At 38.8% G+C, this 20,984-nt stretch carries 19 protein-coding genes; 5 read left to right on the top strand and 14 right to left on the bottom strand.

Going from position 1 to position 20,984, the window contains the following annotated elements:
• Window positions 1-80: 80 nt before the first annotated feature.
• Entirely contained in the window at window positions 81-1,178 is a 1,098-nt protein-coding gene (locus tag ACIQXV_RS12075; protein ID WP_402959063.1) for an aromatic ring-hydroxylating oxygenase subunit alpha, read from the bottom strand.
• A 388-nt stretch (window positions 1,179-1,566) separates the two neighbouring features.
• On the opposite strand from ACIQXV_RS12075, the gene ACIQXV_RS12080 reads away from it, so the two are divergent.
• From ACIQXV_RS12080 to ACIQXV_RS12090, 3 genes are all read left to right on the top strand, one after another.
• Window positions 1,567-2,787 carry a CdaR family transcriptional regulator gene (locus tag ACIQXV_RS12080; RefSeq protein ID WP_402959065.1) on the top strand — a complete coding sequence of 407 codons (1,221 nt, stop codon included), beginning with the start codon at window positions 1,567-1,569 and terminating at the stop codon, window positions 2,785-2,787.
• A 255-nt stretch (window positions 2,788-3,042) separates the two neighbouring features.
• Window positions 3,043-4,563: a sodium-dependent transporter gene (locus ACIQXV_RS12085; RefSeq protein WP_402959067.1), complete on the top strand. Its 1,521-nt coding sequence runs from the start codon at window positions 3,043-3,045 to the stop codon at window positions 4,561-4,563.
• Complete coding sequence (locus ACIQXV_RS12090) at window positions 4,564-4,668, top strand: MetS family NSS transporter small subunit (RefSeq protein ID WP_402959069.1); 105 nt, start codon at window positions 4,564-4,566, stop codon at window positions 4,666-4,668.
• A 53-nt stretch (window positions 4,669-4,721) separates the two neighbouring features.
• Here the strand turns inward: ACIQXV_RS12090 and ACIQXV_RS12095 are convergent, their stop codons facing one another.
• Window positions 4,722-5,444 (bottom strand): aspartate/glutamate racemase family protein, encoded by a 723-nt coding sequence (locus tag ACIQXV_RS12095; protein WP_402959071.1) that lies wholly within the window; start codon window positions 5,442-5,444, stop codon window positions 4,722-4,724.
• A 145-nt stretch (window positions 5,445-5,589) separates the two neighbouring features.
• A complete protein-coding gene (locus tag ACIQXV_RS12100; protein ID WP_402959072.1) occupies window positions 5,590-6,756 on the bottom strand; it encodes an NAD(P)/FAD-dependent oxidoreductase in 1,167 nt (388 codons plus the stop codon).
• 193 nt (window positions 6,757-6,949) lie between these two features.
• On the opposite strand from ACIQXV_RS12100, the gene ACIQXV_RS12105 reads away from it, so the two are divergent.
• Entirely contained in the window at window positions 6,950-8,209 is a 1,260-nt protein-coding gene (locus ACIQXV_RS12105) for a CdaR family transcriptional regulator (RefSeq protein ID WP_402959073.1), read from the top strand.
• A 49-nt stretch (window positions 8,210-8,258) separates the two neighbouring features.
• Here ACIQXV_RS12105 and ACIQXV_RS12110 read toward each other — a convergent pair whose 3' ends face one another.
• From ACIQXV_RS12110 to ACIQXV_RS12145, 8 genes are read right to left on the bottom strand one after another with little or no spacing between them, the layout of a single operon-like run.
• Window positions 8,259-9,338, bottom strand: coding sequence for a tartrate dehydrogenase (locus ACIQXV_RS12110; RefSeq protein WP_402959075.1), 1,080 nt, complete (start codon window positions 9,336-9,338; stop codon window positions 8,259-8,261).
• A gap of 10 nt (window positions 9,339-9,348) precedes the next feature.
• Window positions 9,349-10,344 (bottom strand): hydroxyacid dehydrogenase, encoded by a 996-nt coding sequence (locus ACIQXV_RS12115; protein WP_402959077.1) that lies wholly within the window; start codon window positions 10,342-10,344, stop codon window positions 9,349-9,351.
• Between the two features lie 20 nt (window positions 10,345-10,364).
• A complete protein-coding gene (locus ACIQXV_RS12120) occupies window positions 10,365-11,558 on the bottom strand; it encodes a thiolase family protein (RefSeq protein ID WP_402959079.1) in 1,194 nt (397 codons plus the stop codon).
• 42 nt (window positions 11,559-11,600) lie between these two features.
• A complete protein-coding gene (locus ACIQXV_RS12125; RefSeq protein ID WP_402959081.1) occupies window positions 11,601-12,749 on the bottom strand; it encodes an acyl-CoA dehydrogenase family protein in 1,149 nt (382 codons plus the stop codon).
• A gap of 25 nt (window positions 12,750-12,774) precedes the next feature.
• Window positions 12,775-13,551: an enoyl-CoA hydratase/isomerase family protein gene (locus ACIQXV_RS12130; protein WP_402959083.1), complete on the bottom strand. Its 777-nt coding sequence runs from the start codon at window positions 13,549-13,551 to the stop codon at window positions 12,775-12,777.
• 43 nt (window positions 13,552-13,594) lie between these two features.
• Window positions 13,595-14,278: a 3-oxoacid CoA-transferase subunit B gene (locus ACIQXV_RS12135; protein ID WP_402959085.1), complete on the bottom strand. Its 684-nt coding sequence runs from the start codon at window positions 14,276-14,278 to the stop codon at window positions 13,595-13,597.
• Complete coding sequence (locus ACIQXV_RS12140) at window positions 14,259-14,972, bottom strand: CoA transferase subunit A (protein WP_402959087.1); 714 nt, start codon at window positions 14,970-14,972, stop codon at window positions 14,259-14,261. The genes ACIQXV_RS12135 and ACIQXV_RS12140 overlap by 20 nt, the downstream gene beginning before the upstream one ends.
• 30 nt (window positions 14,973-15,002) lie before the next feature.
• Entirely contained in the window at window positions 15,003-15,851 is an 849-nt protein-coding gene (locus tag ACIQXV_RS12145; protein ID WP_402959089.1) for a 3-hydroxyacyl-CoA dehydrogenase, read from the bottom strand.
• Window positions 15,852-16,048: 197 nt separating this feature from the next.
• Between ACIQXV_RS12145 and ACIQXV_RS12150 the strand changes: the two genes are divergently transcribed.
• Window positions 16,049-16,699: a GntR family transcriptional regulator gene (locus ACIQXV_RS12150; RefSeq protein ID WP_402959091.1), complete on the top strand. Its 651-nt coding sequence runs from the start codon at window positions 16,049-16,051 to the stop codon at window positions 16,697-16,699.
• 184 nt (window positions 16,700-16,883) lie between these two features.
• Here the strand turns inward: ACIQXV_RS12150 and ACIQXV_RS12155 are convergent, their stop codons facing one another.
• From ACIQXV_RS12155 to ACIQXV_RS12165, 3 genes are all read right to left on the bottom strand, one after another.
• Window positions 16,884-18,308, bottom strand: a complete 1,425-nt coding sequence (locus tag ACIQXV_RS12155; RefSeq protein ID WP_402959093.1) for an NAD-dependent succinate-semialdehyde dehydrogenase — start codon at window positions 18,306-18,308, stop codon at window positions 16,884-16,886.
• Window positions 18,309-18,407: 99 nt separating this feature from the next.
• Window positions 18,408-19,184, bottom strand: coding sequence for a FadR/GntR family transcriptional regulator (locus ACIQXV_RS12160; RefSeq protein WP_402959095.1), 777 nt, complete (start codon window positions 19,182-19,184; stop codon window positions 18,408-18,410).
• 198 nt (window positions 19,185-19,382) lie between these two features.
• The gene (locus tag ACIQXV_RS12165) at window positions 19,383-20,768 is read right to left on the bottom strand and encodes an MFS transporter (RefSeq protein ID WP_402959097.1); all 1,386 of its coding nucleotides are present in this window, start codon (window positions 20,766-20,768) and stop codon (window positions 19,383-19,385) included.
• Between the last annotated feature and the right edge of the window lie 216 nt (window positions 20,769-20,984).

Raw genomic sequence — 20,984 nt, forward strand, 5'->3', positions numbered from 1 at the left:
TATCTTTCTTTATAATATGATTTCGGAGGAAAACGCTTACATATCAATGGAAAACTTAAGAGATAGACTGACTCTATCTCTTATATGGGAGTCGATTGGTTTTTCTTAGGCAGCGACAGAACATGTTCTAAATCTTTTTGCAAGAGTAATTGAAAATGGTGAACTAAATTTTCCGTGAGTGAAAATCTCCCTTGTGAATAGGCAGTAGTCTCTAAACCTTTTTGAACGACCTCACAAATATCTAGATCCTCTTTTCTTACTGTGTCATCCATTGCGAGTAATTCTTCCTCTTCTTTGGTCATTACATCGGTCATAAAGAAGGTTGTGTATACATATTTCGTTGTATTATGGTCAATTGGAATGGACTGGTGGATTGAGAGGTTTGCTGGTCCCGGATCGAAGGAGAACCATGTATTTGGATAAAGCCAATAGTATCTTCCCCCTTGACCCAATCCAAAATCGCTCGTCTTCCCTTTTAGCGGTGTACCTTGGTACGAATAGTAATCATACATGGCCATCTCGTATTGTTTCATATCAAGCTTTGAAACTAGTGTTTTATGCACAATCGAGCAATGATCACATTCAAGATAGTTGTCAATACCAACCTTCCAATTGGAGCGGCAAATAGTTTCTTTTACACGAATTCTTTTTAATTTGCTTAAATCATATTTTTCGACGTGTAGAAATAAATCAGGAAATTGTATGGCCATCGAAGGGGCATCAGGATCTAAATTCACAAATATAAAGGATTGAACGATTTCCAATTGGATGGTTTTTAAACAGAAGTCCTGATGGTCAAAATGGTCACAGCCCCCCATATTGGGCGCTCTTAATAGGGAACCATCGGTACGAAACGTCCATGCATGATACGGACAGGTAAATACAGACCTGTTCCCTTCACCTTCTATTAATTTTGCAGCCCGGTGGGTACAAACATTATAAAAGGCACGAATTTCCCCATCCTGTCCACGGCTAATGATAATCGGACGATCGGCAACTTCCGACGTAATAAAATCCCCTGGCTTACTTAACTGACTAACGTGTCCAACGTACTGCCAGGTTTTACAAAAAATTTCTCTTTTTTCAACTTCGAGGACCTCAGGTTTCGTATATAGCCAAGATGGTAGAGTATGGGCTTCACTTAGGTTTTCACTTACTCTTACTTCTTCGTTTTTCAAATGGTGAACCTCCTTTATATTCTAATTTAGCAAAAGATATTCTTTGGTGAGCTGAGATAATTGTAAATTATAAATTTTCCGAATCATATGTTTACTTTACACAAAAAAATAGATATAGTCGAAACAGTTTTTGTTTTTTTTCACTAAAATGAGGAAAGAATTTAGCCTTTCAAGCTGTTTTCTTAACCATCTTGGTCAATATTCCCAAATTAATTTGTTATTCCCTCCAAATCTTTGTTTAACATTCACAGTATTTTTGACGTAATAAATTGTGATTTTTCAGAATCATTGTACAACCTACTAAAAAATCGATACAATGGTACCTGAAAGATATATTCCTAGAACATATTTTCCTCAGATTGAATCATAAGGGAAGGAGCAGAACAATATGAAAATTCTCGAACACATCGCCCAAGATATCGTCGAAAAAACAAGTGAAATTTTACAATATCCCATCAGCATTACTGACAATGAAGGCATTATCATCGGCTCCACTGATAAAAGCAGAATTGGTATTTTCCATCAGCCATCACTTGAAGTGATCAAGAAAAATGTCATCGTAGATTGTAAAAATGAAATTGAAAAAAAAATCCTTCCCGGAGTCTCAGCGCCGCTTAAGTTTAATAATAAAGTGATTGGGGTTCTTGGTATTGTCGGGGAACCTAGAGATGTCGAAAAATATGTTCAACTTGTTAAAAATCAAGTAGAAATGATGTGCCAAGAGGCCTTCCGTAAGGAAATGGTGGAGCTAAAGGAAAAAATGGTAGAGATGTTTGTTTATCAATTAATTCATTTTACCGAAAATGAAGATGATAGGAATGGCCAAATCCTACAATCCGCAAAGCTCCTTGAATTTGACATACATACGAATCGAGTCTGTCTGTTAATTGATATAAAAAATCTTTCAGAAACACTATCAGCAAAAAATGCAACCGACGATTTATTTGGAAGTTTTCCTTTACAATATTTTCAACGGGAGGTTTTAAGTTTTTTACAGTTAATTTTTCAGGAGAATAAAGATGATATCATTTCATTTTTGAGCCTAGAAAGATTTATTGTGATCAAATCTCTCCCCTATCAACGGTCATATACAGTTTTACTTGAAAGCTTAGATGAAAAACTTCAGAAACTTAATAACTTCCTTGCGGCGAAATACCGTGTTTCTGCCTGCATTGCAGCCGGGGATGTCAGTTCCAGTTTAAGCGGTATAGCAGAATCCTATCATAACGCAGGTAAAGCAATGACCATTGGGATGCGGTTTGACCCAGATACTCTCATACATCTGTATAATGAGCGCGAAACACTATTTAGACTGCTTCCAAAAGAACTGACCACTAATTACCAGAATAATCTTTTAAAGCTTATTGCCCCTTTAACCCAACAGGATAACTACGATATTTTGGCATCAACCTTTATTGGTTTCTGTAAATATAATATGAATTTAAGTGAAGCATCTAGAAACATGTATATCCATCGGAACACCATCATTTACAGACTTGAAAAAATAAGTGAAATTACCTCCCTCCACACAAGCAGCTTTGAACATTGTATGCTTCTTTATACAGCCATCCAGTGTTACGAGGAATTGAAAGCAGAACCCGCTCTTTAAGCGGGTTCTTTCTTTTTTTATCAGCTTTTATTTATTTACATTCCTTAAATTGATAAATATTTTGTTAAAACTGCAAGAAAGTATAAAATTCTATGTAAATTTTTTCGTTAATCTTGCACATAGAATAAAATCTAATTTATGAATAAACTTAAGAAGTCGGAATTTTTTAAATATAGGTAACATTCACGAAGATAAATTACAAAGGAGGTTATTGAAAACGCTTTCTACTTTAATTAATACGAAGGGATTGAGGTTATGAAAAATAATCAAGTGATTTGGTCTTCCAGAATCGGGTTTATTTTAGCAGCAATGGGAATGGCCGTTGGGACGGGCAATATTTGGAGATTCCCCCGAATGGTCGCGGAGCATGGCGGCGGCTCGTTTCTTATCGGTTGGGCAGTATTTTTATTTCTTTGGTCATTGCCTTTAATCATGGTTGAAATATTTATCGGTAGAAGAACGAGGACAGGAACAATTGGCTCATTCCGGAAGTTTGTCGGCGAAAAATTCACGTGGTTTGGGCCATTTATTACCATCGTTCTAATCGGAATCACCTTTTACTATTCCGTTGTGGTAGGTTGGACTTTTAAATATTTCTTCCTAGCGTTAAAAGGAACGTTTACTAGTAAAGTAGATTCTCAAAAAATTTGGGACGGTTTTACTGCAAGCCCGATTGAACCAGTTTTCTATCATTTACTAGCCATTGGGATTTCTGGGCTGGTTGTTTACATCGGAGTAACAAAAGGAATCGAACGAATGTCAAAAATATTCCTTCCGTTATTGTTCCTGCTAATGATTTTTACAGCGATTCGTTCCATTACCCTTCCAGGGGCAATGGAAGGATTGGCCTATATGTTTACACCCCAATGGGAGTATTTAGCTAAAGCATCGACCTGGATTCAAGCTTTGTCTCAATCTGCTTGGTCGGTGGGAGCCGGTTGGGGATTATATGCTACATATGCGATTTATACCAAAAAGGGTGACGATATTGCCCAAAACTCATTAACTGCCGGGCTTGGAAATAACTCGGTCGAATTATTAGCCGGGATGACCATTATTCCCGCGATTTTTGCCCTAGCCCCATCGCCGGAATATATTGCACAGGCAACCAGCTCTGGGAATACTGGGATCACCTTTATTTATATGGTGGAATTAATTAATGTAATGCCTCAAAAGTACCTCTTTGGAATAGCCTTTTTTGCAGCACTCGCGTTCGCTGCCTTTACTTCACTTGTTGCTATGGTTGAATTAGTAACAAGGAATATTTCCGACCATGGTGTGAAACGAAATAAAGCGATTATATTTACTGTGATTGCGATCTTTTTAGGGGGAATACCGTCTGCCGTCAATATGTCCTTCTTTAACAATCAGGACTGGGTTTGGGGAGTAGGCCTGTTGATTTCGTGCTTCTTATATGCTTTCGCAGCTATTAAGTATGGTGTTGAAAAAATGAAGGAAGAAATTAATGAGGTTAGCTTTATTAAAATCAATAGCTGGTGGGTTTATTCCATCAAATATTTTATCCCCATTTTATTTGTGATCGTAACAGGCTGGTGGTTATACCAAGCGACAACATGGTATCCGGATACATGGTGGAAACCTTTTGAAGAAGCAAATGTTGGTACAATTGTTTTCCAACTCATTATTGCGTTTCTTATTATCCCATTCATGCTTCGATTTAAGCATAAATGGAGAAGCTCAGTCATCGAGGAAGGCTTAAGTGAAACAGAAACTTATACTGCTCCTCCAACTCTTGATATTAAGGAGGGCATGTAAATGGGTGCCACGGCTATTATTATGATGGTCTTAACATTAGGAATCTTCTGGGGTGGCTTTTCGGTCATGATTTATAGAACATTAACAACAAAATATGATAATTAAAAGAGAAGAACCAGCGGGAACACTCCTGCTGGTTCTTCTCTTTTCATTTTTATTTAGAACAACCCATAATATGGCTTTTGACTTGTCGCATGATGAACCCAGTTAATCATGGTAATAAAATCGTATACAGGCAGCTTTACTGCCCTTTGAACATCGGCGGCATACGGCGGCATATCGCTGCACTCCAATAAGATAGCACCAAGATCTGGGTTTTCTTCGGCCAATTTGACTGCTGCATCCACAACCTCCTGCCGAACCATTTCATTATCAAATGTTCCCCTATTTTCAATGATAGCTGAAAATTCAGGTTCCTGGCTTAAATCAGCAATGACCAAATGACTATAGTCATTAATGCCACAGCTTTTAAATAAGTTTTCACTAAGTCCATCCGCATAGGCAGTTAAGATACCGATTTTTTTTTCTGGTTTTAAGCCAGTTCTGATCCACGGAACCTGGATCATACTTGAAAGGTATACGGGAATATCAACGGCTGCAGCGACCTTATCCTGGAAATTCCCGAAAAAACCACAAGCTCCACAAATCGCCCTAGCCCCTTCTGCTTCAAGCTCTTGGGCTGCTTGAATAATATTGTTCAACAAGGAAGAATCTCCCTCTAGAAGCTGTTCTGTCAGGCAATCCGTAACGACTTTCAAACGAACTGGAAAGTTGTAAGTTTCAAGATTCGCCACATTCCCGGGAATAACAGGATACCAGCAGGCATCTAAATAAAGAATCCCAACTGAATATCCTGTGACATATTGGCCTTTTCTCTGCATAATCATCCTTTCCTGTTTTCCCGGTCGCATATAATTATATTCAATAGCACTATTCCTTTGTCGAGTTGACAATGGTCCTCATCCCCTTTAAAAACAGTATGTTCGGAAGACTTTTCACGCCCTCCGAACATACTGTTTCCTTTTTTTAATAAATAGCATCTTCTACAATCAATTGTTTTTCGGCAAATCGTTCTACCCTCAGAGGCGTTAAATCAAGCGTATCGTATTTACCGGTACGAATGAGTTCGGAGAGACACTTACCTACCGCAGGTGCCTGCTGCATCCCATGTCCACTGAATCCAAACGCGACAAAGTAGCCCTTCATCTTTGGATATTCCCCTAATATCGCATTATGATCTTCCGTGTTAAAATCATACAAGCCTGCCCAGCCACGTTCAATTTTAGCATTTTCAAAGTTTTGAATCCGATTGGCAAGAACCGGCCAAATGTTTTCAACAAATGCCGACCTCCGCCATTTAAAGTCAATACCCGGTGCAATTTCCTCCGCGTAACCCGAAATAAACTTCTCACCTTCATGGCGGAAATAAACCCCGGTAGGATCCATAGTTAAAGGGAGATACTTTTGCAATGGCTTTTCAATATCAAATTGAAAGATTTGTCTTGGAAGTGGTACAACAGGAAGCGGCAGGCCGGCTTTTTCACTCAAAATCGATGCCCATGCACCAGCGCAGTTAACGACAATTGGAGCAATATACTCACGGCCGTCAGCCATCCTTACTCCCTTAATTTGATCTTGGTTGGTAATCAGGCAGTCAACCTCATCATAAACATATTCAGCACCTAATTTTTTGGCATTTCTAATATATCCTTGCATAACCGAGTAAGGGTCCAAATAACCACTTTCTGCGCAATAAAGTCCACCGGAGATGTCTTCGATATTCAGTTCAGGAATTATATTTAAGAGATCATTCTTTTGCAGTAGTTGAGAATTGATACCGTTTTCATTTTGCAGCTTTAAATGCTGTTCAAATTTCGGCATCATTTTCTCCATCGCCAGGAATAGATATCCCCTTTGTTTAAAGTCGATTTCGACCTCTTCCCCGTCAATTGCCATCGCTTTTGAGAAGTCCTTGTAAATTTGTAAGCTATATTTACTTAACTGCATATTAATGACCGTTGTGTAAAGTTGCCTAAAACCACCGGCACTCCTTGGAGTTGAAGCAAATTCATAAAGCCCGTCTTTTTCAAAAATAATAATCCTGCCACTAAACCCATCATGTAATAAATGGTAAGCAATGCTGGAGCCGATTACCCCTCCACCGATAATAATAATATCTGCCTTATTTGGCATTGGTACCCCACCCTTCTATTATCTATTCCTATATTACTAATGTACTAATTTTGCTTATAGTAAGCTATGTGCATTTTTAACGGTAAAATAAATATTTTGAATTATTTTAATAGCCAATTTCCACAAGGGATTTCAAAGCCTTTTAGAGAAGTTATATTATGAGCATATTTAAATTGTAAAGGGGTGGAGACATTTGGTCTTTTTAGAGGATATTTCCCAAGCTATTGTTGAAAATACGACTAAAATTATCGGTTACCCAATAAGCATTACAGATGAAAAGGGGTATATTATTGGATCGAATGACGTAAACCGTTTGGGCAGCTTTCATAAAGCCTCCATAGAAGTGTTAAAAAGGAAAGAACCGATCTGTTATGAAATTGAGGATTTAAGGGATCTAGAGAATGTTTTACCTGGAGTAGCGACACCAATTATGATGAATAACGAGCCCGTCGGTGTTCTTGGTATTGTTGGCAATCCGCAAGAGGTTAAAAAGTATGCCCAACTCGTCAAGAGTCATGTAGAATTGATGTGCCATGAGTATTTGAAAAAAGAAATGAGAAATCTTGAATCAAAAACGCTTGATAATTTCCTTCATTACCTGTTAAATTCGGAGAAACTGGATGATCCTGGACAAATTATCAGGTACGGAAAAATGCTTGGCTATAACCTCGATCAAAATGTTAACCGAGTCTGCCTTCTAATTGAAATGGATCTGCTTTCAGACCAATTTTCTGAGGGACAAAATCAGATTCCTGACAAATATTCTTGGCAATTTTTACAAAATAATATAATCGATATTTTACGCTATTATTTAATCGATAATAAGGAAGATTTACTCTCCTTATTAACACTTGATCAATTTATTTTAATTAAAACAGTAGACACAACTGAGCCACTTGACCAATATATCAAAAGAATAAGGCATAAAATTGACAGGACCATTCAATATTTAAGTACTAAATATCAATTTACCATCAGAATTGCTATGGGAAGTGTAAAGGATGGGATCAAAGGGATTAAAGAGTCCTATGAGGATTCATTAAAAGCTTTAATAGCCGGAAAAAAGACCAATATTACCCCTGAAATCTACTATTATAATGATTGGAATATTATACTGGAGGTTATTGGCGAGGAATTGACGCCGTACATTTCAGAGCGACTATCGGAAAAAATGGTTAAGTTTTTTAACCACTGTAACTTCCCTACATTTGCAAGTACCTTCATGACCTACTGCCGTTGCAATATGAACATAAGTGAAACTGCCCGAATTTTATTTCTCCATCGGAATTCCCTGGTTTACCGACTGGATAAAATTAGCGAGCTGACTTCCTTGGATATTACAAACTTCGAACACTGTCTCCTATTATACTTTGCAATTAAAAAATCCGGCTTTGAGGATAAAGCCTTAAAAACAGCTGATCATAATGAGCCTATCGAAACCATCTCTACTTAACCTACAAATCACAAAAAAAGCGGCAAATTATGCCGCTTTTTCATTTATTTTAACCCAAAAGGATTTTCAGTTTTTCACAAATGTAATCGCCGACCTGCTCTGTAGTTGAATGACCGCCAAGGTCTGGTGTGAGAACCTCCTTCTCCTGGAGTACTTCCTCCATTGCATCGATAATTGCTTTTGCAGACTCCGGTTGACCTAAGTGGTCAAGCATCATACTTGTACACCAAATGGAAGCCAGTGGATTGGCAATCCCCTTTCCGGCAATGTCCGGTGCTGAGCCGTGAACTGGTTCGAACATTGATGGATACTTCTTTTCCGGATTTATATTAGCGGAAGGTGCAATTCCGAGTCCGCCGACAATGGCCGCCCCAAGGTCCGTTAAAATATCACCAAATAGGTTTGATGCAACCACGACATCCATCGTCTCCGGCTTACTGACAAAAAAGGCAGCTAGTGCATCGATATGAACGGTATTATGAGTTATTCCAGGATATTCTTGGCTGATTTTCTCCACATATTCATCCCAAAACGGCATCGTGTGATTTATCCCATTTGATTTCGTTGCGGCTGTTACATGCCCTTTCTTTCCTTGCTTCTGGGCGAGATCAAAGGCGTACCGTAAGACCCTTTCAACTCCCTTTCGGGTAAAAACACTGTTCTGGATGGCCATATCCATATCGGTTCCTTCATACATCCGACCACCGATATTAGAATACTCGCCTTCATTATTTTCACGTATCACAATAAAGTCGAGGTCCTTAGAAGTTTTGCCTGCAAGCGGGGACTGAATACCCTTTAATAGTTTAACAGGACGTAAATTAATATATTGCTCAAATTGTCTTCTGATTGGTAATAGCAAACCCCATAGCGACACATGGTCAGGAACACCGGGATATCCCACAGCACCAAGGAAGATAGAGTCAAAATCTTTCAAGATTTCCAATCCATCGTCCGGCATCATTTTGCCATGTTTCGCAAAATATTCACAGCTCCAGTCAAATTCGGTAAAAGAATAAGAAAATCCGCCGTGTATATTGCTTATTGTTTCTAATACTTTTCTCCCTTCACGGACGACATCAACGCCAATTCCGTCTCCGGGAAGTAAGGCAATAGAATATTTTTCCATGGTTGTACCCCTATTCTGTTATTTTCGATTTTAACACTTCTGGATTGCCAATATAATTCGGTATTTTTCCTTCAAGAACTTTGATTATATTTTCCGATACCGTAGTTGACATAATATAATTACATTCTACCGTTGTTCCCCCGACATGTGGTGTGACAATCACGTTTGGCAATGATAATAGAGGAAGATCTTTTGCAGGTGGTTCTGGATCGAATACATCCAGCCCTGCTCCCGCAATCAGTCCGTCTTTCAATGCATTATATAAGTCCTCTTGATTTACGACCGGGCCACGGGCCGTATTGATTAAATACGCAGATGGCTTCATGATCGAGAAAAACTTCCGATCAATGGAATACTTGGTCTGCTCGGTTAATGGAATATGCAGCGAGATAAAGTCGGATTCACGAAATACCTCTTCCATTTTCGTGTTTATGTGGACCCCAATTTCATATGCGATTTGATGCTTTTCCTGTTTATACTCCCGAACCCATGCAGTCACATCCATTTCTAATCCAAGCTTCAGTCGTTTCGCCACCTCTTGGGCAATATTCCCAAATCCAATTAAACCCACCTTTTTCCCCTTTAACTCGTTGCTGGAAATTGTAATGCGGGAATCATAGTTTCCTTTTTTCATATTATCATGAAAGGAAATCAAGGATTTTCCAAGTGCCATAATGAGTGTGACAGCATGTTCAGCAGTAGACACCTTGTTGACCGATGGCGCATGAAGAACAGGGATTCCTTTTTCCGTAGCATATGCAACATCTATATTATCAAGGCCAACGCCAGCCCCGGAGATTACTTTTAACCCTGGATTCGCGTCAATGACTTCTCTCGTTATTTTGGCAGGGGCCCTCAGCACGATCCCATCCACGCCTTTTACGGCTTCACATAAATGCGGGATATCGCAGCGGTCTGTCCGAATGACTTCAGCCCCCTCGCGAAGAACCTTTTCCCCTTCCGGATGATACATTGAAAAGATTTGTAATACACGTGGTTTCCTCATACCTTTTCCCTCCAGAACGTCTATACCCTTAAGTTTTCAACAATCGTAGCAATTCCTTGGCCTCCGCCTATACAAGCGGTAATTAAACCGTAACGGGCGCCACGGCGTTCCATTTCATTCATGATTTTTACGGTTAAAATTGCACCAGTTCCTCCGATTGGATGCCCTAAGGCAATTGCTCCACCATTAACATTAAGTTTTTTTCGATCGATGTTTAATTCTTTGACACAAGCAAGTGCTTGAGCGGCAAATGCTTCGTTCAATTCAATCAAATCGATATCATCCAATGTTAATCCTGCTTGCTTAATGGCCTTCAATGTGGCGGGTACCGGCCCAATACCCATGATTTCAGGTGCTACACCAACAGTAGCTTGCGAAATAATTCGAAGACGAGGCTTAATTTCGTGTTTCAGTGCTTCTTCCTCTGACATGATCACAAGGGCTGCGGCACCATCATTTCGTCCGCTTGCATTTCCGGCTGTAACGGTTCCTCCCTGTTTGAAAACAGGCTTTAGAGCCGCCAGTTTTTCAAGACTTGTTAAACGAGGGTGTTCATCCGTATCAAAAAGAATTTTCTCCCTTTTTACTTTTACTCCATATGGAATAATTTCATCTTTGAATTTCCCCGCTGCAATCGCATCTGCTGCTTTTTGCTGGCTATCAAAGGCAAATTCATCCTGTTCTTCGCGGCTGATGGTGTATTTTTCAGCAAGATTTTCAGCTGTTAAACCCATTGTCAAATTTCCGTACACTTCAATAGGCTGCGCCCTTGGCTGGCTTTCGGTATTTGGGTCGACAATTTCCGCATTTCCGGCACCGTAACCATATCTTGCTTTTCTTAAATAATACGGTGCAGTGCTCATACTTTCGGCACCGCCGGCCAGTACGATATCGGAAAGACCACACATAATCTGCTGTGCTGCATTATTAATTGCCTGCAGGCCGGAACCGCATTGACGATGGACAGTATATCCAGGAACCTCTATCGGCAGTTCAGCTCGAAGTGCCGCCAGCCGCGCCAGGTTAGGCACATCTGAACTTTGCTTGGCATGCCCCCAGACCACCTCATCTACATCTGCTCCATTAATGTTACTTCTCTTTAATGCTTCACGCATCACTTTTTCTGATAAAAAATCTGCTTCTACATCTTTTAGTGTCCCACCCATCCTGCCAATGGCTGTTCGGACACCATCCGCGATGACAACATTTCTCATTACTTTATCCCCCTTTTTTAAAAAGTCTTTATTGAACTGTTATTATAAAAATTCCCGTTTTAATTCACTGGCAATAATATTTTTCTGAATTTGGCTTGTGCCTTCGTAAATTTTCGTGATTCTCGCATCGCGGTAGAATCTTTCAATTGGGTAATCTTTCATATAACCAATTCCTGCGTGGATCTGAACAGCTAAATCAGCTACGCGATTGTACACTTCTGATCCATACAGCTTTGCAATGGCCGCCTCTTTAACCACTCTCATTCCTTGATCAGTCATCCAGGCAACGCGATAAGTCATGGAACGGAGGAGCTCTATTTCCGTTGCTATATCTGCTAACATATGCTGGACAGCCTGCTGTTCAAAAATAGGCTTGTCAAATTGTATCCTCTGCATGGCATAATCCATGCTGTAGTCCAGCAGTTTTTCGCAGGAACCTAAGTTGCGCGCCGCAAGACCTGCACGGCCGTTTGCAAGGATTTTGAGGGCATTCACATACCCCTTACCTTCTTCACCAAGTACGTTCTCTGCAGGAACCTCACAATCTTCGAAAAATAATTCAGCAGAATGAGAGCCTCTAAGCCCCATTTTTTTCTCTACATTACCAACAATAAAGCCAGGAAAATCCTTTTCTACGATAAATGAAGTGATTCCCTTTGCCCCTTTGCTAGGGTCAGTAACAGCCATAACAGTAAATACATTTCCGCATACCGCATTGGTAATATAATGCTTTGAACCATTTAAAATATATTTATCGCCCTTTTTCTCGGCTTTCGTTTTTAAATTAGCCGCATTGGATCCAGCACTTGGTTCCGTTAAGGCAAACGCACCAATCCATTCACCCGTTGCCATCTTAGGGAGATACTTTTTCTTTTGTGCTTCTGTTCCAAGCTCGACAATCCCTACTGAGCCGATTCCGGTGTGGGCACCAATTAGTGTGGTGTATCCATTATGAGTTTTACCCAGTTCTTCATATATGGCGCATTTTCCGACCATGTCTAGACCAAGCCCGCCGTATTCTTCAGGTATGCTTAATCCAAATAACCCCATATCCTTGGAAGCATCGATGATATGGGCAGGGATTTCATCGTTTTCTTCAATTTCCATCGCTACTTTTTCCACTTCTTCTTGTACAAAATCATTTACTGCTTTCTTTAATAACTGAATATCCTCAGAAAATGTAAAATCCATTTTTTACTTCCCCCGTCTATTTTTTTTATTTTCCTTGAAATTGTGGTGTTCTTTTTTCTAAAAACGCTTGGGTACCTTCTCGTTTATCTTCAGAGGCGATTAATATTGTTTGGGCTAGTTTTTCTAAATATAGTGCCGTTTCCATTTCAATATCAGCACCGCGGTTTACTGCAGCTTTTGCTAACCGTAATGCCAACGGACCTTTGGAACCGATTTTCCGTGCATATGCTTTAGCCGTTTCGATCAACTCTTCCTGCGGAACAGCCCTGCTAATGAGGCCAATTCGCTCTGCCTCTTCTGCCGTAATGATGTCTCCTGTTAAAATAAGGTCCATCGCTTTTCCTTTACCGATAATTCTCGTTAGTCTTTGTGTGCCTCCAGCACCGGGAATAATCCCTAATCCGACTTCCGGCAGCCCTACTTTGGCATTGTAGGAGGCGATACGGATGTCACAAGAAAGCGCCAACTCCAGGCCCCCGCCTAGCGCAAAACCGTTGATTGCAGCAATAGTTGGTTTTTCATAGTCTTCTATTTTTCGATAAGTTGCTGTCATATTAGGCTGAAGCGCCTCGATCATTGTTCGTTTATTCAACTGACTTATGTCCGCCCCGGCAGCAAATGATTTTTCACCTGCACCCGTAAAAACCACCACTCTTATCTCCTGGTTTACTCGTAACTGCTCTAGAGCACCTTCTATTTCAAGTAAAGTTTCTATATCTAATGCATTTCGCAATTCCGGACGATTCACAATAATGAAGCCGATTTCATTTTCTAGCTTGACCATAATATTGTTAAAATCCATCTACTTCCACCCCCTGCTTTCATATGTAGTACCATTCCGAATGCTAATCAACACACATGGTTTTTACCTTTTCAGATACAAAAAACTCCGCACCCGTCAACTTTCTTATTTCTTCTAGACTAGAGTCCACCGCAATCTCGTCTAATCGCAATCTTCCATTCTCGATCCGAAAGACAGCTTTTTCCGTTACAATCATTTCTGCCGTACGTATACCACTTGTTGGGTATGTAAGCTTTTTAACAATTTTAGGTGACTGATCCTTCGCTACATGGCTAATCGCAATAATAATCTTTTTGGCACTCGCCACCAAATCCATTGCTCCACCGACACCGAGAATATCTTGGCCAGGGACCGCCCAATTGGCAATCTCACCTGTTTCACTGACTTGAAGTGCTCCCATTACCGCAACATCCACATGTCCACCGCGAATCATCACAAATGAATCCGAACTAGAAAAAATCGAAGACCCTGTGCCCAATGTAATCGGATGTTTACTGGCACTAATCAAATCCATATCGATTTCTTCTTTTGGAGGTGTCGGCCCCATCCCTAATAATCCGTTTTCTGATTGAAGATATACTTTACTGTCCGGCATCAAATAATTTTGTATTAATGTAGGAATTCCTACACCAAGGTTGACCACCGTTCCTTCCTGTAGTTCCATCGCAATTCGTTTAGCAATCCGAATACGATTGGCAGCTTGGCTTTTACCGACTACGTTCAACATACTCACCCCCTATTTTTTCATAGCGATCATTCAAAACAAGGATGTCTACATAGGTATGGGGTGTCACAATCTGTTCGGCTTCAAACGTTCCCACCTCAACAATTTCATCTACTTCTGCGATAATAAGGTCCGCCGCCGTTGCCATCATCGGGTTAAAGTTACGGGCGGTATTTGAATAGATTAAATTTCCCATCGTATCTGCTTTCAACGCCTTGATTAAAGCCACATTAGCCTTAATTCCTCTAACAAAAAGATATCTCTCCCCATCAAAAACTCTTTCTTCCTTCCCATCTGCCAGCTTCGTACCGACTGCCGTTTTCGTGTAAAAACCAGCAATCCCGGCACCTCCGGCACGAACAGCCTCTGCTAATGTACCTTGAGGAATTAACTCTATTTCCAGCTCTCCGCTTTTCCATGCTTTTACGGCATCGCGATTTGAAGTAAAATAAGAGCCAATTGCTTTTTTAATATGTTTTGAGATTAGAAGTTTTCCGAGCCCTTTTCCTGCCTCACCTAAATTATTACTGATGATCGTCAAGTCTCTGGCATGGTCGGATTCCGCTATTGTATCTATTAAGGTAAACGGGGTTCCGCATAATCCAAATCCGCCAACCAATACCTGATCACCATATTGAATCCATTTTACGGCTTCCTCAGCAGATCTTAGTTTTTCACAATTTAATGTATTCTCCATGTATTGACCCTCCAATCATTATAGGATTAATTATTTTTCATAGTTGTAAAATCCTTGCCCAGATTTACGTCCTAAGCGGCCAGCCTTTACGTATTTAATCAGCAACGGACAAGGACGATATTTTTCACCTAATGTTTTATACAGATATTCCATATTCCTAAGTCTTGTATCCAATCCTACTAAATCAGCAAGTTCCAGCGGGCCCATTGGATGATTCAATCCAAGCTTCATCGCCTTATCAATATCCTCCGCAGAGGCGACGCCTTCCATCAGTAAATTCATGGCCTCATTTCCAATTAGACAGTTCATTCGACTTGTGACAAATCCCGGGAATTCATTTACCTCAACGGTTTCTTTACCTAATTTCTTTCCAACCTCTTTCGCCTTCGCTACCGTTTCATCCGATGTTTCTAGACCTCTTATGATTTCAATCAGCTTCATTTTATGAACCGGATTAAAGAAATGCATGGCAATACACTTTTCCGGTCTTGAAGTTTGAGCTCCAATTTCGGTCGGACTCATTGTAGAAGTATTAGTTGCGAGAATTGTGTGCTCAGGACAGATCTTATCAAGCTTTTTAAAAATATCCGCCTTAAGCTCCATTAATTCAAAAACTGCTTCTATGACAATATCAGCATCTCCTGCTGCGGCTTCAAGGTCAGTTGTATATTCAATACTCTTAAGTGCAGCTGCTACCTGTTCCCTGTTTAAATAACCTTTTTCAGCACTTTTGGTCATTTCGGTTTCAATATATAATTTCGCTTTATCCAAATTTTCCCGACTGACATCGTTTAAACATACACGAAACTCACCAAGTGCTGCAGCATAGGCAATCCCTCGGCCCATTACACCGGAACCAACAACCGTTAACTTTTCCATTTCTTTTTCCCCTTTTTATTAAATTCTATCAATCTGTTTTTTTCGTCTGATGTTTTATGATTATTATCATATACCAAATCATATATGATTTCAATTGTTAATTTTCAGAATCTTTGACTTTTTTAATCTTACATTTAATTTATCGGATTTAGAAACATCCATTGAAATAATATATAAAATCATATATAATTTAAAATATGAAAAAGGACAGTAAACAAGAAATCGCTTATCAAGTCATTCGTTCTCGTATCACAGAAGGTAGTTATGTACAAGGTCAACGTTTAGTTATTGATACATTAGGAAAGGAGTTAAATTTAAGTGCTATTCCTATACGCGAAGCGATTCGTCGTTTGGAAGCAGAAGGACTTGTAACGATCAAAGCTTATAGTGGTGCAGTAGTATCATTTATTGACGAAAATGAATACTTCGAGGTACTCTCAACACTTGCAGTACTAGAAGGCTATGCAGTAACATTAAGCAAAGCTTCAATCACTGACGAACAAATAAACAAACTGCAAGAAATTAATTCCCAAATAAAAGAAGCCTTACAGAAGTTTGATTTCAATGGATATATTAAGTTAAACAAAGAATTCCATCTTTATTCGATAAAAAATTGCCCTAATAAATCTTTATTTAATTTAATAGAACAAATGTGGCAAAAACTCGATACAATTAGACGGTTAAAACCAATGTACTTTCCAATTCGTGCAATTGAAGCCATTGATGAACATGAAACGATCATTTCACTTCTGGCGGGCAATGATTCCACACTTGAAATCGAACAGTTCGTCAGACAACATCATATTGCTGCTATTAATGATGCCGAAAACAACATTTTTAAAAATTAAATGGAAAGGAAAACAGCAGGCTCCAAAAAGTCTGCTGTTTATATTATTTAATCCTTTATACTGAATTATTTTCCTTAATCAAACATGGGTTGTAATGAACCACAAATATTTTCTTCAAATGAACATATGCAGATTCTGTACATATTTAATTAAAGAAACTGCAGAATATCCTTCGTATTCACCGTTAAAACAATATTCTAGTAGAAGTCATTTTTACATTCAGATAATCTTCTATTCCTTCGGTACCTCCCTCTCTTCCTAAGCCGCTTTCCTTTATCCCTCCAAAAGGTGCTTGAACAGAGAATGGTGCCGCATCATTAATCCCTACCATTCCATATTCTAATTTTTCAGAAACACGATATATGCGGGAAAGATCATTCGTATAAAAATATGACGCCAGCCCATAATCAATATCATTTGCCCGTTCAACAACCTCATCTTCAGAAGAGAAGCGGATTAACGGAGCAATCGGCCCAAAGGTTTCTTCATGTAATATTTCCATGCCTTCCATACTTTCTCCTAACAAGGTAGGACAATAGAAGTAACCCTTATTATACTCCCCGCCAATAAGCCTTTCTCCTCCAAAAAGAACTGTTGCCCCTTTGGATTTTGCGTCTTCAACTTGTTTATCCATCTTTGCAATCGCCGACTCGTTAATAAGCGGTCCAATATTATTTGCTTCGTCAATTCCATCTCCCACTTTTAATTGGGAGACTTTTTCTTTGAGTTTAGCGGCAAAGTCATCATATATGGAATCTTGGATGTAGATGCGATTGGCGCACACACACTGCTGGCCTGTTGAAGCAAACTTACTTTGAATTACTCCTTCAACTGCAAGGTCCAGGTCAGCATCCTCAAACACGATAAACGGTGCGTGTCCTCCTAATTCCATCGAGACTCTTTTTACAGTATCTGCAGATTGACGAATCAGCTTTTTTCCAATTTCAGTTGAACCTGTGAATGAAATCTTCCTTACATCCTTACTTTCCATCAACGTTCCCACAATAGTATCTGAATTACCCATCACAAGGTTCACAACACCCTTTGGTATCCCAACTTCATCAAAGATTTTAAATAATGCAACTGATGATAATGGAGCCTCTTTGGAAGGTTTAAGAATAACAGTACATCCCGCTGCCAGCGCAGGGGCTAATTTCCTAGCTGTCATCGATAACGGGAAATTCCATGGGGTTACTGCAGCTACAACCCCAACAGGCTGTTTTGTTACCGCAATCCTTTTATTATTCGCAGATGCCGGAATAATTCGGCCATACACCCTCCTCGCTTCTTCGGCGAACCATTGAAAAAATGAAATGGTGCTTTGAACCTCATAGCGGGCATTGTGAATGGATTTCCCCATTTCTTTTGTAATTAATTGAGCCAGGACATCACGCTGGTCTTGTAACTTCTTCACAATTTCATGTAAAAAAGCAACGCGCTGGTCAATCGCCATCTGCGACCATGATTTAAATGCATGCTTTGCAGCCTGGATTGCGTCTTTAGTTTCAGTCAAACCAACCGTATAAACTATATCCACCAAATTACCTGTTGCCGGATTAAATACCTCAATAGTTTCGTTTGTTTTGATCCATTCCCCGTTAATGTACAAGTTTACCGCTCCTTCCATAAAATTCATATTGGTTAAATTAACACTTTTAAATTTATGGTCTGACTATGAAATACTTAATTTATAAAATGAAACTTTGAATTATAACTCATTTAAATCTATTTCATCTACTCTTGGAAGTTCTGGGTCGCGACCTTGGACAATCATTTTCAATTCACTTTCTAATGATTCCAAGTGTTCCGTCATGATTTTCTCTGCATAAGAGACATCTTGATCTTTAATTGCTTTAAAAATGTAATAGTGTTGAGCATAAATCACTTTATCCATTCCGCTATATTTACCTAATTTATCTCTTGTAATGGATAAGACCTCTTTAAATAGATCAGATGTTGCATCCATCATAATTGACAGAACCTTATTTTTACTTGATTTAACTAAATACGAATGAAACTTATGGTCTGAAGCTACACTCTTCTCTAAATCATTTTCAATTAATGCTTGTTTCATTTCGGTTAATATTTCAGTAAGGATTACTAAGTCAGTACTTGTTCGTCGAATTGATGCCAATTTTATTGCTTGAACCTCAATAATTTTCCTTGTTTCTAACAAATCAGATATCGTGACACTATCTAAGGCCATTGTGTAGGATAATGTATGATAAACACCATTTAATTCTGGTTCTTTTATAAAAGTACCTCCTGCTTTAACTTCAATGATACCAAGCATCTCTAATGATTTTAAGGCTTCTCTTATAACGGTTCTACTAACTTTCAATTGGGTGGACAATTCGCGTTCAGATAGAAGTCTATCCCCTGGTGATAACCCTCCATCTAAAATTAAATGCCGAATTTCCTCCATTATTTTTACATATGACTTTGTTTGAGATTCCTTATTTAGTTTAATTTTTGATCCCTCCAATTAGAAACTATAAATTTTATTAGATTATTTTTTTGGTCTTACCACGGAATACCTAAGATTATTATATGTAAAATCTAATCTATTAAACAAGTTGGAACAACAAAATTTCTACTTTTAAAAACATTAATATAATATATTAGAAAGGCAGACTTTTATCTGCCTTTAATGAAGTTTCCCTATGAGTTTTTCAAAAGCTTTTTAAAATAATGTTGTTTCATTTTTAAGGGTAACATTCTCCTTAAAACTAATATCGGTAGTTTCATCATAGCTTGCTTCATCTAAGCTAAGATTTTTTGTTTCAGGTGCCATAAATATAGATACAAGTAATCCGATAATGTTTAATCCCGCTGCAATCAGCATAGTTGGTCCAACTCCAAACGATGCTAAAACTATCGGTAAACCAAAAGTTCCAATTGAAGCACCGACCCTTGTTACGGTGGTAGCAAAACCAACTGCTGTTCCTCTAATTTCTGTCGGGAATAGTTCATTTGGATAAGCCCATTCAAGTATTGCAGGCGCTCCAGCGAAAAATGCATACATAAAAAACAAACTAATGATAACCCAATTGCTTGCTTCTGGTGCCAACCCCAGACCAAGCAGGGCGATTGTGGTAAAAAAGAATCCCCATATGCAAAGTGCTCTCCGTCCAATTTGATCAATAAAGAACATTGACACAGTGCATCCAATTAAAAATAGCACTGAGATAAAAGCCGATCCAATATGTGACAAATCACCTTTATTTAAATTAAATGTTTCTAATAATGTTGGAGCAAACGTATAAATCGCGAACATCGGGATTAATTGAAAATTCCAGAATAACATGACAAATATCGTACGCCTTCGATACTTGGGTGAAAAAAGTTTTAATAAACTTGGTTTTTCAGCTGGTACTGAAGGAATATCTGCTAATGTGGTGTCATCCCCGTAAATATTTTTCATAATTTTCAGTGCCTTTTCTTTCTGCCCCTTGCTTAAAAGCCATCTTGGTGATTCAGGGGTATTTAAACGCATTAATAAAACAATTATTGTTGGTATCGCGCTTGACCCCAACATCCATTTCCATGAATCCGGGCCCAAGTTTAATAAAAAGTAGCCTACAAAGTATGCAACCGTTGCACCAACATACCAAGATGCTGTTAAGAACCCAATCATTTTTCCTCGGTATTTTTTAGGAGCGAATTCCGTTAACAACGAGGTAGCAATTGGATAATCGGCCCCTATAGCTATCCCTAGTAAAAGTCGGAGAATAAATAGCTGTTCCACACTAGTTGCAAATATTTGAAGAATAGATAGAACAAGAAATGCTATTAGATCCCAACGATACATGCTTTCTCGGCCAACCCTATCAGAAAGATAACCGAAAATTATTCCACCGATGAATATCCCTATTAAAGCTGAAGAACCCACCATCCCATTCCAAAAATTATTTATTTCAAATGATTGATTTAATGGGATTAATGCCATTGCTACGATACTAAGTATATATCCATCAAGGAAAGGACCACCTGAAGAAAATAATGTTAATTTGATGTGAAATTTCTTTAATGGTGAATCATCAACAATATTACGTACTTTAGTTGACATACTTTTTCCCCCTGTATTTTTAGAATTCTTTTTTCTTCATTTTTCAAAATACAATGGTAATAATGAGAAACCTAGTGTCGTAGCTGTAATAATAGAAGGAATAATATAAAGTACTAGGAATGAAAAGTAATACCATTCAAGGTAAAGATTTTCGCCATTAAACCGATAATTTCGACGTATATAGCGAAAATCTTTATAATAATACAGAACTTTGCC

The organism is Neobacillus sp. NPDC097160 (genome assembly GCF_044762155.1).
GTDB lineage: Bacteria > Bacillota > Bacilli > Bacillales > Cytobacillaceae > Neobacillus.

Coding starts and splice junctions, on each gene's coding strand:
- ACIQXV_RS12100 (WP_402959072.1), bottom strand. CDS start 6,756: ATGCCAAATAAGGCAGATATTATTATTATCGGTGGAGGGGTAATCGGC.
- ACIQXV_RS12145 (WP_402959089.1), bottom strand. CDS start 15,851: ATGGAAAAGTTAACGGTTGTTGGTTCCGGTGTAATGGGCCGAGGGATT.
- ACIQXV_RS12090 (WP_402959069.1), top strand. CDS start 4,564: ATGGGTGCCACGGCTATTATTATGATGGTCTTAACATTAGGAATCTTC.
- ACIQXV_RS12110 (WP_402959075.1), bottom strand. CDS start 9,338: ATGGAAAAATATTCTATTGCCTTACTTCCCGGAGACGGAATTGGCGTT.
- ACIQXV_RS12095 (WP_402959071.1), bottom strand. CDS start 5,444: ATGCAGAGAAAAGGCCAATATGTCACAGGATATTCAGTTGGGATTCTT.
- ACIQXV_RS12130 (WP_402959083.1), bottom strand. CDS start 13,551: ATGGATTTTAACAATATTATGGTCAAGCTAGAAAATGAAATCGGCTTC.
- ACIQXV_RS12135 (WP_402959085.1), bottom strand. CDS start 14,278: ATGTTGAACGTAGTCGGTAAAAGCCAAGCTGCCAATCGTATTCGGATT.
- ACIQXV_RS12125 (WP_402959081.1), bottom strand. CDS start 12,749: ATGGATTTTACATTTTCTGAGGATATTCAGTTATTAAAGAAAGCAGTA.
- ACIQXV_RS12080 (WP_402959065.1), top strand. CDS start 1,567: ATGAAAATTCTCGAACACATCGCCCAAGATATCGTCGAAAAAACAAGT.
- ACIQXV_RS12150 (WP_402959091.1), top strand. CDS start 16,049: ATGAAAAAGGACAGTAAACAAGAAATCGCTTATCAAGTCATTCGTTCT.
- ACIQXV_RS12085 (WP_402959067.1), top strand. CDS start 3,043: ATGAAAAATAATCAAGTGATTTGGTCTTCCAGAATCGGGTTTATTTTA.
- ACIQXV_RS12140 (WP_402959087.1), bottom strand. CDS start 14,972: ATGGAGAATACATTAAATTGTGAAAAACTAAGATCTGCTGAGGAAGCC.
- ACIQXV_RS12165 (WP_402959097.1), bottom strand. CDS start 20,768: ATGTCAACTAAAGTACGTAATATTGTTGATGATTCACCATTAAAGAAA.
- ACIQXV_RS12115 (WP_402959077.1), bottom strand. CDS start 10,344: ATGAGGAAACCACGTGTATTACAAATCTTTTCAATGTATCATCCGGAA.
- ACIQXV_RS12120 (WP_402959079.1), bottom strand. CDS start 11,558: ATGAGAAATGTTGTCATCGCGGATGGTGTCCGAACAGCCATTGGCAGG.